Below are 733 nucleotides of genomic sequence, written 5' to 3' on the forward strand. Positions count from 1 at the left end.
GAGGGCAAAGGCCATGACGAGCAGGTGCGCCGCCACGGGGCGGTACGCCTGCCCGAAGACCAGGGGCACCAGGGTCTCCCCCAGGGCCAGTGCCCCGAAGACGGCGGCAACCCCCGCCGCCGCCAGGACCACCAGGAGGCGCTCCACCCAGCGGGCGGCGGCCTCCGGGCGCCCCTGCTCCCGCAGCCCGGTGAGGACGGGCGCAAACGACAGCGCGAGCTGCCCCATGGCCAGCGCCCCCACGAGGTACACGTTCATGGCCAGGCCGAAGTACCCCACCTCCGCGTAGCTCCCCGAGACCGCCAGCACCATCACGTCGCCGCTGCGCCGAAACGAGGCCACCACGAGCTGGCTCACGAGAAACGCGGCACCGAACCGCACGTACGGCAACGCGGGCCGCAGGTCCCAGCGAGGCCTGGCGAGCCCCAGGTGCGGCCGCGCCAGCAGGATGCCGGCCGCGAGCAGCAGCAGGTCCACCGCGGCCACCGCCCCGCACGCCCCCCGGAGCCCGCCGGCGAGGTACGCGGCGGGGAGCACCGCCACCACCCCCCACCCCTTGAGCGGCGCCTCCAGGCCCCACAGGGCCGCCCGGTTGAGCCCCAGGAAGAGGGAGAAGTAAAGGGTCGCCAGGGACTGGGCGAGCACCGACGCCGACGCCAGGGCCACCGCCCCCGCATCCAGGTCGGGAAACCACCAGACCGCCGCCCCGAAGTACAGCACCGCCGCGGCCGCG

1 protein-coding gene is annotated in these 733 nt (G+C 75.3%); it reads right to left on the reverse strand.

From position 1 onward, the window contains the following. The coding region (locus AB1578_18930; protein ID MEW6489970.1) for an oligosaccharide flippase family protein at positions 1–733 on the reverse strand (733 nt) is incomplete at both ends.

It is taken from the genome of Thermodesulfobacteriota bacterium (genome assembly GCA_040756475.1).
GTDB lineage: Bacteria > Desulfobacterota > Deferrisomatia > Deferrisomatales > JACRMM01 > JBFLZB01.